At 74.5% G+C, this 10,051-nt stretch carries 6 protein-coding genes; all 6 read right to left on the bottom strand.

Annotated features, from left to right (window positions below):
- Positions 1-106: 106 nt before the first annotated feature.
- The 6 genes from WN71_RS30335 to WN71_RS30360 all read right to left on the bottom strand — a co-directional run bounded on the left by WN71_RS30335 (position 107) and on the right by WN71_RS30360 (position 9,994).
- Positions 107-3,619, bottom strand: a complete 3,513-nt coding sequence (locus WN71_RS30335; protein WP_046584213.1) for a DNA polymerase III subunit alpha — start codon at positions 3,617-3,619, stop codon at positions 107-109.
- A gap of 125 nt (positions 3,620-3,744) precedes the next feature.
- Positions 3,745-4,665, bottom strand: a complete 921-nt coding sequence (locus WN71_RS30340; protein WP_046584160.1) for a slipin family protein — start codon at positions 4,663-4,665, stop codon at positions 3,745-3,747.
- A 166-nt stretch (positions 4,666-4,831) separates the two neighbouring features.
- Positions 4,832-5,731 (bottom strand): S1 family peptidase, encoded by a 900-nt coding sequence (locus tag WN71_RS30345; protein WP_046584161.1) that lies wholly within the window; start codon positions 5,729-5,731, stop codon positions 4,832-4,834.
- Positions 5,732-6,107: 376 nt separating this feature from the next.
- Positions 6,108-6,890: a DUF1684 domain-containing protein gene (locus WN71_RS30350; protein WP_046584162.1), complete on the bottom strand. Its 783-nt coding sequence runs from the start codon at positions 6,888-6,890 to the stop codon at positions 6,108-6,110.
- A gap of 340 nt (positions 6,891-7,230) precedes the next feature.
- Positions 7,231-8,154: an LLM class flavin-dependent oxidoreductase gene (locus WN71_RS30355; RefSeq protein WP_046584163.1), complete on the bottom strand. Its 924-nt coding sequence runs from the start codon at positions 8,152-8,154 to the stop codon at positions 7,231-7,233.
- A 22-nt stretch (positions 8,155-8,176) separates the two neighbouring features.
- Positions 8,177-9,994: an FAD/NAD(P)-binding protein gene (locus tag WN71_RS30360; RefSeq protein WP_046584164.1), complete on the bottom strand. Its 1,818-nt coding sequence runs from the start codon at positions 9,992-9,994 to the stop codon at positions 8,177-8,179.
- Between the last annotated feature and the right edge of the window lie 57 nt (positions 9,995-10,051).

Genomic DNA, 10,051 nt, shown 5'->3' on the forward strand with positions numbered 1-10,051 from the left:
GGGCGCGGGGAACTGCGCGATCGACCACGACGTACCCGCACGGGACCCTCGGGCCGAAAGAGGAGTGACGGCCCCGGCGGACGGCGGTTCGGGACGCCGCGGGTGGTCATCCCGCACTCCCCGGACTCTGATGCCACAACTTCCGCCCGCCGGAGGCACCTTGCGCCGGTCCGAGCCGCCCCCCTCCCGGCGAACCGGGCGGGACGCCGCCCCCCGCGGGGCGCAGGTCGGCCCACGGGTGCATCTCGTAGCCGGTCGGCAGGTGGATGCGGCGGCCTTCGGCCGGGTCGCCGCCTGGACCCTCGGGCATCGGCTCGGCGAGCCGGGCCGCGACCCGCTCCAGGCCGCCCTCGGCGCGCAGTTCGACGAGTTCGGCGAGGTTCCAGGCGGCGGCGCCCACCACGCTGAGGCTGCGCGGGCCGCGCCGCTGCACCACGCCGCGCACCAGCAGCAGCCAGGAGTGGAAGACGGTGTGCGCGCAGGCGTCGTGGGAGTCGTCGAAGAAGGCGAGGTCGACCAGGCCGGTGCCGTCGTCGAGCGTGCTGAAGATGACCCGCTTGCCGGACCGGATCGGCGGGGTCTGGGTGGCCGCCTTGGCGCCCGCGACCAGCACGGTCTCGCCGTGCCGGGCGTCGCGCAGCCGCCGCGCCGGGACCACGCCCAGCTCGTCGAGGAACTCCCGGTGGTCGTCCATCAGATTGCGCGAGGCGTCCATGGACAGCACCCCGAGCTCGGCGCTCAGCCGCTCCGCGGAGGACAGGTCCGGCAGTCCGGCCGGCGCCGTGCGCCGCCCGCCCGTGAGGGGGAGCTGGTCGCCGCCGGACCCGCGGCCGCCGCGGTGCAGCTCGGCCAGGTGCAGTTGCACGTCACGGCGGTTGGCGCCGAACGCGTCCACCGCCCCGACCTGCGCGAGACGTTGGGCCAGCGGCCGGCTCGGGCGGGCCCGCTCCCAGAAGTCGAGCAGGGAGGCGTACGGCTGCCCGTCCGCGATGCGCCGCGCCTCGGCCTCGCTGATGCCGTGCACGTCGGAGAGGGCCAGCCGCAGCCCCCACCGCGCCGGGCCAGGTCTCCGGCCGTCGCCCGAGTCGCCCCCTTCATCGGACACCAGTTCGATACGATGGGTGACGCCGGACCCGTTCACGTCCAGCGGCAGGATCGGCACCCCGCGCCGCCGGGCGTCCGCGAGCAGCAGCCGCTTGGGGTACATCCCGGGGTCGTGCGTGAGCAGCCCGGCGTAGAAGGCGGCCGGGTGGTGCGCCTTCAGCCACGCGGACTGGTAGGTCGGCACGGCGAAGGCGACCGCGTGGGCCTTGCAGAAGCCGTAGCTGCCGAACGCCTCGACGATCTCCCAGGTGCGCCGGATCGTCTCCTCGTCGTAGCCGTGCGCCGCCGCCTGCTGCGCGAACCACGTCCGGATCCGCCCCTGCGCCTCCGGGTCGGACAGCCCGCGCCGGATCCGGTCGGCCTCGCCGCGCCCGCAGCCGGTCATGATGGCGACGATGTCGATGATCTGCTCGTGGAAGACGACGACGCCGTAGGTGCCGCGCAGCGGTTCCGCGAGGTCGGGGTGCGGGAAACGGACCGGCGCCCGCCCGTGCCGGGCCTCGATGAACGGCCGCACCATGTCGGCCGCGACCGGGCCGGGCCGGAACAGCGAGATGTCGACGACCAGGTCATGGAAGGAGGACGGCTGGAGCCGCCCCACCAGGTCCCGCTGGCCCGGCGACTCGATCTGGAAGCAGCCGAGCGTCTCGGTGGAGCGGATCAGTCCGTACGTCGCCGGGTCGCCCGGCGCGAGCGCGTCCAGGTCGATCCGCTCCCCGGTGGCCCGCTCCACCTCCGCGACCGCGTGCGCCATCGCCGACTGCATCCGCACGCCCAGCACGTCCAGTTTGAGCAGCCCGAGGTCCTCCACGTCGTCCTTGTCGAACTGCGACATCGGGAAGCCCTCGCCGCTGGTCGGCACGACCGGCGTGCGGGCCGGGAGGGAGGCGTCGGAGAGCAGGACCCCGCACGGGTGCATGGCGATCCCGCGGGGCAGGGCGTCGAGCGCCTCGACCAGGTCCCACATCCGCCCGTGCCGCGCGCCCCGCGGGAACTCCTCGGCCAGCTTGCGCAGTTCGGGCAGCTCCTCCAGCGCGGCACGGGCGTCGCGGGCGCGGATGTGCGGGAACGACTTGGCGATCCGGTCGATGTCGGCGGGGTCCATGGACAGGGCGGCGCCGACGTCGCGGACGGCGTGGCGCACCCGGTAGGTCTCCGGCATGGCGACCGTCGCGACCCGTTCGGTGCCGAACCGGCCGATGATCGCGCGGTAGACCTCCAGCCGGCGGGCCGACTCCACGTCGATGTCGATGTCGGGCAGCACGACCCGCTCCTTGGACAGGAAGCGCTCCATCAGCAGCCCGTGCTCGACCGGGTCGGCGTGCGCGATGCCGAGGAGGTGGTTGACCAGGGAGCCCGCGCCGGACCCGCGCGCCGCCACCCTGATTCCCATGTCCCGCACGTCGTGCACCACGTGAGCGACCGTCAGGAAGTAGGAGGCGAAGCCGTGGTGGGCGATGATGTCCAGCTCCCGGTGCATCCGCTCCCAGTAGGCGCGGCGGCCGGCGTAGCCGCGCAGCACCATGCCGGCAGCCGCCCGGGAGGCCAGCACCCGCTGCGCGGTGCGGCGTTCCGCGCCGACGAGGCGCGCCTCGGGGAAGTGGACGGTGCCGATGCCGAGGTCGTCCTCGGGGTCGACCAGGCACTCGGCGGCCGTCGCGTGGGTCTGCTCCAGCAGCCGGTGGGCGGTGTCGCGCCGGTAGCCCGCGGCCTCGACGATCCGCTCGGCGGCCGCGCGCATGGCGTCCGCGTCCTTGAGCCACGCCTCGCCCGAGTCCAGTTCCCCGGCGGGGTCGATCGGGACCAGGCGGCGGGCGGCGTCCAGGACGTCGGCGACCGGGCCCTGGCCGGGGTCGGCGTACCGGACGGCGTTGGTCAGCACCGGGCGGACGCGCTGTTCGGCGGCGAAGCCGACGGTGCGGGCGGCCAGCCTGAGGGAGCCGGGTCCGGTGCCCTGGCGGCCGTGCCAGACGGTTTCGAGGCGCAGGGCGTCGCCGTAGCTCTCGCGCCAGGGGACGAGGAGCCGCGCGGCGCGGTCGGGGCGGCCGGCGGCGAGGGCGCGGCCGACGTCGGAGGCGGGGCCGAGCAGGACGGTCAGGCCGTCGCCGTGGTTGGCGGGCCAGGGCAGCAGCGGGGTGTCCGGGTCGGCGTGCGCGGCCGTGATCATCCGGCACAGGTCGGCCCAGCCCGTGGCGCCGTCCCGGGCGAGGAAGGTGACGCGGGGGGCCGACTCGTCGACGAAGGCGCCGCCGCGCACCGGGGTGCGGCGTCGGCCGCCGGGCACGGCCGCGGGTTCGGGCTCCGCCACCGCGAGCTCCACGCCGAACAGCGGGCGCACCCCGGCCTTCGCACACGCCTTGGCGAAGCGGACGGCGCCCGCGACGGTGTCCCGGTCGGTGAGCGCGAGGGCGTCCATGCCCCGCTCGGCGGCCTGCTCGGCCAGCCGTTCCGGATGGGAGGCGCCGTAGCGGAGGGAGAATCCGGAGGCGGTGTGCAGATGCGTGAAGCCCGGCACCACACCTCCCGCAATCGAACATCAGTTCCCTAGTCGCTCACCCCCACCATAGACCAATTTCCGAACATCTGTACGACAACCATGCGGGCGTGTCCCACCTGCGCAAACGCCCCGCCGGGCGGGCGCTACCCCTGCCCGGGAGGCGACCCGTCGGGCCGGGGTTCCGGGAGCGGGGCGATGTACGGAAGGCCCTCCGGGAGCGGAGTGGCGTACGGAAGTTGCTCCTGCACCGGTTGCGGACCGGGCGGTGCGGGCGGGGCGGCCGGCTGGGGCGCCGCCGGCACCGGCTGCTGCGCCCGTTCCAGGAACCGCAGCAGCTCCACCGGGAACGGCAGCACCAGCGTGGAGTTCTTCTCGGCGGCCACCGCCACCACTGTTTGCAGCAACCGCAGCTGGAGCGCGGCGGGCGTCGCGGACATCTGCTGCGCGGCCTGCGCCAGCTTCCTCGACGCCTGGAGCTCCGCGTCGGCGTTGATCACCCGGGCCCGCCGCTCCCGGTCGGCCTCGGCCTGCCGGGCCATGGAGCGCTTCATGGTCTCGGGCAGGGAGACGTCCTTGATCTCGACGCGGTCGATGGTGACGCCCCACTCCACGGCCGGGCTGTCGATCATCAGCTCCAGGCCCTGGTTGAGCTTCTCCCGGTTGGAGAGCAGATCGTCGAGCTCGCTCTTGCCGATGATGGAGCGCAGCGAGGTCTGCGCCATCTGCGAGACCGCGAACCGGTAGTCCTCGACCCGGACGATCGCCTCGGCGGCGCCGGTCACCTTGAAATAGACGACGGCGTCCACCCGGACGGTCACGTTGTCGCGGGTGATGCCCTCCTGGGCGGGCACGGGCATCGTCACGACCTGCATGTTGACCTTCTGGAGCCGGTCCACGAAGGGCACGATCATCGTGAGCCCGGGCCCGCGCACATCGGGGCGGAGCCGGCCGAGCCGGAACACCACACCCCGTTCGTACTGCTTGACGACCCGCGCCGCCGCCAGCGCGTACACCACCCCGGCGGACACGAGCGCCGCTCCCGCCGCCACCAGTGCCTCGACCATGCCGGCCCCCAGGGGACTAGAACCCTGTCTGCCCTACGACGGTAGACCTGCGCCCGCCCGAGGGGGAGCCCCCGGACACGTGGGAGAGGGTCCTTCGGCGGGCGGCGCCCCGGGACGGGAGAGAGCCCCCGCGCGGCGGGCGCGCGGGGGCTCGCTCGGCGGGATGTCAGCCGACGCTGACGCCGTAGGCGCTGAGCGCCTCGGTGACCGGCTGGAAGAAGGTCGTGCCGCCGGAGGTGCAGTTGCCGCTGCCGCCGGAGGTCAGACCGTAGGCCACGCTGCCCGAGTAGAGCGGGCCGCCGCTGTCGCCGCCCTCGGCGCAGACCGTGGTCTGGATGAGGCCGTAGACGATCTCACCGCTGCCGTAGTTGACGGTGGCGTTGAGCGCGGTGACCTTGCCGCTGTGGGTGCCGGTGGTCGAACCGCGGCGGTAGACGGTCGTGCCGACGGCCGGGGTGGCCGCGCTGCTGATCGTCTGGCTGCCGACCGCGCTCGGGTGCGCGACCGAGGAGTTGGTGTAGCGCACCAGCGCGTAGTCGTTGGTCGGGAAGCTGTAGCTGACGTTGGTGCCCAGGACCGTGGTGTGGCCCGAGTTGCTGTACCAGGTCGAGGCGACCTGGCCGCAGTGGCCGGCGGTCAGGAAGTAGTAGGTGCTCCCGCTGTGCACGTTGAACCCGAGCGAACAGCGGTAGGAGCCACCGTAGATGGCGTCGCCACCGGTGATCAGCTTGTTGAACTTCCCGGCGGTGTGCTTGATGACGAGGGCACCGGAGGTGGTCCCCGCCTGCTCCTTGATCTGGGCGATCTCCGCGGCGGAGACGGTGCTGTCGACGGTGACGACGACCCGGTTGGTCTTGCTGTCCACCGCCCAGGCCGTGCCGGGTACGTCGGCCTTGAGGACGGAGTGGCTCGCCTGGGTCAGCTGGTTGGCGCTGAACGGGTGGGCGTCACTCGCGTTCGCGGTGGGGGCGGCGAACGCGGCCGCGGCCACGAAGCCGGAGACGACGGCGATCAGCCGGGTCCGTCTTGCGAGGCCACTGCGGGGGGTCATGCGCTTGATCCTCACTTTTCGTTCCCTCCAGGGAAGTCGGGGGCCCGCGTGGGGTCGGGGCCCGTGAGGCGCAGCCAACGGCAGGTGTCCGGGTTCCGGACAAACCGTGCCCCTGACAAGCGCTGAGGGGGAGTATTCGGCCGTACGACCGGCGTTCGCAAGGGCGGCTTTCGGCCGTGCAGCGTTCAACTGTCATTCGCACTACGCGTGTTGCGCCCCCGCGCCGTGCCCGGCGGTCGCCGACGGCCACCGGCTGACCTGCGAAGGCCCCGCGGGCTCGCGGGGCCGCACAGCCGGATCACAGAGGATTGCTGGATTGGCGTGTTCCTGACATCACGTCAGGAGTGCGGGGAACCGGCCGCGCGGGCGGCCGGCCCCGGTTCGGCGCGGGTCAGCTCAGCGCGCGCTCCCCCGCCTCCACCGCCAGGTCGAGGGTGTTGCCCGGCGGCGGGAAGGGGCAGATGAAGTGGTCGGCGAAGGCGCACGGCGGCAGTACCGCGCGGTTGAGGTCGACCGTCGTACGGCCCTCGGCGTCGGGCGCGGCGGTGTACAGGAAGCGGAAACGGAAACTGCCCGTGCCGCTCGTGGTGTCGGCGAACACCGCCCACAGCGTGCCGTCGGCCTGGGCGGTGACCTGGAGGGTGTAATCCGACTCGCCTACCGTGAAAGCGAGTTCACCGGCGAGGCCGAGGCCGCGGCGCACGCCGTCGGCGTTGTCGACGCGTACGGTGCGGGCCTGCTCGTACGGGGTGTAGCGGCCCGGCAGCGACCAGGCCGGGTCGTACGGCGTGGCCTCGATACCGCGGAACGCCCTGCGGGCGGCTGAGCCGGGGTCGAAGTCCCGTACGCCCCATATGCCTTCGCGGACGAGCACGACCAACCGGCGGTCGCCGTGGGCGACTCGGGCGTCGGCCACCGGTCCCGTGTCCTCGGCGAGCCGGACCTCGCCGGTGAACGGCTCTCCGTCGACGTCGAGTCCGTCGTCCGGGCCGGCCGTCAGGACGACCGTGTCGCCGTCGAGCGTCCAGCTCCCGGGCACGCCGGGCAGCCGGCCCTCGGGGTGGTCCGCGAGCCAGTGCGTGCCGGTGAGGGCGAGCGGGCCGTAGGGCCCGGACACCGTCTCCTCGCGGTGCCCGTGCCACGCCTTCCACTCGGCGGACGCGTCCGTAGTCATCTGTTCCAGCCTTCCATTCGAACGGGAAACCCCCCAGGTGGGAGCGCTGGGGGACATCTGGGTATTCCTTTCCGCGGCGAACCCGCGGCGCAGTGCCCCCGCGCGGGCACGTCGTGGCCGCGCGCGCAGTTCCCCGCGCCCCTCAGGGGCGCAACACCCGCCCCCCCCCCAAGGGGCGCGGGGAACTGCGCGACCAGCCCCCACCGACCCGCACCCGGACCCCCGCACGGGCCCGCCGCCGGCACCGGCCGCCACCAGCCCCCAGGGGCGCAGCCCCGAGGAACGCAGCACTCGCCACCCCGGCCGCACAAACCCCCAAGGGGCGCGGGGAACTGCGCGATCAGCCCCCACCGGCCCGCAGTCGCGCACCCGTGCGGCTCAGGCCGAGGTGTTCGCGCAGGGTGCCGCCCGGATAGAAGGTGCGGAACCGGCCCCGGTGCTGCAGCAGCGCCACCGTGCCGTTGACCACGCGCTCCAGGTCACGGCGCGGATCGACCGGCGTGAGATGGAAGCCGTCGGCGGTCCCGTCCTCGTGCCACGCGGCGATGAGTTCGGCGAGGTCGACCGGCCCGCCGCGGAACAGCGGACCGCGGGCGGCCGACCGGCGACCGCCCCGGCCCAGCCCGCGGACGGGCGCGAGCAGCGGCGCGCCCCAGCCCTGTTCGGACCCGCGCTCACCGTCGCCGAGGTCGACCACCAGCCCGGCCAGCACCCGCAGCGCGTCCGGGTTCCGGCCGAACCCCGCGGCCAGCGACCGCAGTTCGGTCCGTACGACACCGGCCTGCGCGGAACCGGCCACGCGTACCAGGGCGACGTCGGCGTACCGGGCGGCGGCGGCCCGGTCGGGCGGATCGGTGGCGTCGACGACCCGCACGGGGTCCCGCGAGGACGGCGCCTCCTCGGCCGGCGGCGGCGCGGGGGCCGGAAGGACCGCCGCGCGGGCCGGTTCGCGCACGCGCCAGCCGGCCCGCCCACGGCTCTCCCGCTCCAGCCCCGCGACCCCGGCCGGGACGAGCCAGGGCTCGGCAGGACCGGCGGCGACCGTGGCCACCAGGCCGATCCGGCGGGTGGCGGGCGCCGCCCGGGCCAGCACGCGCAGCGCGTCCGGGCCGGGCGGCGAGGGCCCGTCGTCGAGGGTGACGAAGTCCAGCCCACCGCTCTCGGCGAGCCGCGCCAGCTCGACATAGGAGTCGGCGGAGTCCGCCCCCGTCTGGTCGACGGCGGCAGCCAGATGCAACAGCCCCCGACCGGGCGTTGAGGTCATCGGAGAACCCTTTCCGTGGTGGTCACGCCGCCGTCGCGTGGCCGGCGGTCCGGGTGAGGAAGGTCAGGGCGGCGCGGGCGGTGGCGTCGTTCTGGCGGAAGGCCGGGCCCCCGGTGCGGGGCCGGGTGAAGGCGCCGGCGCTGCGGGCGTCGGTGTGCGGGCCGAGCGCGAAGCGCCGCGGATGCGGCCGCCCGGCCCGGTCCAGCACGCGCCCGTCGGCCGGATCGACCCGCAGCAGCCCCTCCGGGGTCTCGCCCGCGTCCCCGTCCGCCCACAGCCCGCGCAGTAGCGGGTCGAGGGCGCGCCGGACCGTGGGCTGCGGCAGCCGCGCCTCGACCAGCGCCCGGGTCTCGACGACGGCGCCGGGCACGGTGGGGCTGGTCGCGCGGAACACGCCGTCCTCCGCGGTCACGGCCATGTCGGCGCCGACGAACCGCAGGATCCCGGCGCGGGACAGCGCCAGCAGCTGCCGCAGCCGGGGTCCCGGCGGGCCGGAGGCGAGGGAGCTGAAGAAGCCGTGCCACCAGGGGCCGATGTCGCCGAGCCGGACCAACTGGCCGTAGACGGAGAGGAGTCCGAGGAAGACGGCCAGGTCGGGGCTGTACTCCGGGTCGTGGGCGCGGCGCAGGCCGGCCTCGACCCGCGCGCGCAGCCCGTCCTGGAACTCCTCCGCGGAGGCGTAGCGCACCCCGTCCAGCGGGCGGTCGAGCGCGTCGAGGTCGAGCCGGTCGGCCGGGTCGGGCACCGCGGAGGCCACCAGTGCCCGGACCGCGGACTCGTCCCCGGCGGCGTACGCCCGCTCGAAGTCGCTCCAGGCGGCGGACGTCCGCTCCGGGTGGACGGTGAACAGCCGGTGGTAGTGGGCGAACCCCAACTCCTTGACGATCAGGGGCCATACGTCCCGCCGGAAGTCGAACCCATCCGGCCGGGAGAGGAGTTCGCTCACCTGGTCGGGTCCGAGGAAGCGGGGCAGCGGGGGCCGCGGGCCGGTCCAGTCGTAGCCGATCTTGGAGTGGTACGGCACCCCGCGCCGGGAGCCGACGTACAGGACCGGCTCCCGGCCGGAGGGCACGTACGTGTCGCCGTCGTAGCGCCCGCCGCGGCCCTCCGTGAGCAGCACCATCAGATCGACGAAGGCGAGTCCGAAGCCGCGCACGAGGACGGGTTCGCCGGGCCGGAGCGCGGACAGGTCGCTGTCGGCGGTGAAGTCGGGCGGCAGGTGGACCAGGCCGTGGGCGCGGGCATAGGCGGCCAACTCCAGCTGCTCTTCGTCGAGTTCCGCGTCGAGATGGCCGAGGGCGAGGACGACGAGGTCGCCGAGGACGGGCCGTGAGCGGCCCTCCAGCCACACCTGCTGCCGCCCCTCGCGGGGACCGCTGACGCGGACCGCCCGGTGCGGATGGTGGTGGACGGTGATCCCGGGGGGCAGTTCGGCCACCGCCCGCTCGTGCACCCAGCGCAGATAGGCGCCCTGCGTCTGCCGGTCGGCGAAGGTGGCGCCGTCGAGCCCGGCCCACTCGTGCAGGGTGGGGCCCTCGCGGACGGGTCCGGCCATCTCCACCGTCTCGTCGGTGAACATGGTGACGTCCTCGGCGTGCGAGTTCATCCACAGCAACGGCGACTGCGCCGCCCGCCAGATACGGCCGGCGCCCGGCGGATGGGGATCGACGAGATGGATGTCCAGCCCGGAACCGGCGTACAGCTCGGGCGCGTTGGCGGCGATCCGCTCGATCAGACCGGTCCCCCGCGGCCCGGCCCCGACGATCACCAGGGACCGTCTGGAGGGATGCCGCAGCGTGCTCGTCGAGCGGGTGGGGTTGCCGGAGGTACCGGAAGGCATGGGAAGGCTCCGTGACGTAGGTCGAACACGGTGGATGCCTTCACAGGGCGCGCGCCT

The organism is Streptomyces mangrovisoli (genome assembly GCF_000974985.2).
GTDB classification, from domain to species: domain Bacteria; phylum Actinomycetota; class Actinomycetes; order Streptomycetales; family Streptomycetaceae; genus Streptomyces; species Streptomyces mangrovisoli.

What these genes read in the sequence shown, in the direction of transcription:
- WN71_RS30340 (WP_046584160.1), bottom strand. Translation starts at nt 4,665, where the DNA reads ATGGTCGAGGCACTGGTGGCGGCGGGAGCGGCGCTCGTGTCCGCCGGG.
- WN71_RS30350 (WP_046584162.1), bottom strand. Translation starts at nt 6,890, where the DNA reads ATGACTACGGACGCGTCCGCCGAGTGGAAGGCGTGGCACGGGCACCGC.
- WN71_RS30355 (WP_046584163.1), bottom strand. Translation starts at nt 8,154, where the DNA reads ATGACCTCAACGCCCGGTCGGGGGCTGTTGCATCTGGCTGCCGCCGTC.
- WN71_RS30360 (WP_046584164.1), bottom strand. Translation starts at nt 9,994, where the DNA reads ATGCCTTCCGGTACCTCCGGCAACCCCACCCGCTCGACGAGCACGCTG.